Below are 779 nucleotides of genomic sequence, written 5' to 3' on the forward strand. Positions count from 1 at the left end.
TGCTTGATTTCTGGGGACTGGATTCTTCCATACCAACCGCTTCTGCTCTCAGCCAGCAGCGCGCAAAGCTTAAACCTGATGCGCTGGAAGCTGTATTCCGGCACTTTAATTCCGCTTCCATGGAATTGCCGCCCGCTTCCTTTATGGATTCGCATTACCGTTTCCTGGCTGCCGATGGCTCTACCTGCACTTTTTTCAGCACTCCGGCTTTCTCATCACCAGACTACTACTGTTGACCGGCACGATGTTTTGGATGGAATAAAAAATATCTATATCGGTGACCGCGGCTATTGCTCTTATAACAACATGGCACATGTTGTGGAACAGGGACAGTATTTCCTGTTCCGTACCAAGGATATCCATTCCAAAGGACTGGTCGGCAATTTTAATTTTCCAGATGCGAAATCCTTCGATATTGATGTCAGCGTCATACTGGTCCGGAGCCATTCGAAAAAAGTTTTGGCAGACATCCACACAGAAGGTTACATACGCTTTGTTGATCAGGCAGCTGCTTTCGATTACATTGAATATGGAAGTTATGATACATATGAGCTGTCCTTCCGTATTCTACGCTTCCCTATCAGCACTTCTACATACGAGTGCATCGTGACCAATCTGCCACGTGATGAATTCCCTGTGGAACGTATCAAAACCTTGTACAATGCCAGATGAAACATTGAATCCTCATTCAGGAAACTGAAATATACCATTGGGCTGAGTAATTTCCATGCATATAAACCCGAATACGTGAAACAGGAAATATGGGCAAGGCTACTTGC

1 protein-coding gene is annotated in these 779 nt (G+C 45.2%); it reads left to right on the top strand.

Going from position 1 to position 779, the window contains the following annotated elements; genetic code table 11:
* On the top strand, positions 1-672 hold a 672-nt coding region (locus PGR14_RS16045), incomplete at its 5' end, for a transposase (RefSeq protein WP_270223733.1).
* Between the last annotated feature and the right edge of the window lie 107 nt (positions 673-779).

It is taken from the genome of Coprococcus sp. AF99-45, assembly GCF_027663865.1.
GTDB classification, from domain to species: Bacteria; Bacillota; Clostridia; order Lachnospirales; family Lachnospiraceae; genus Allocoprococcus; species Allocoprococcus comes.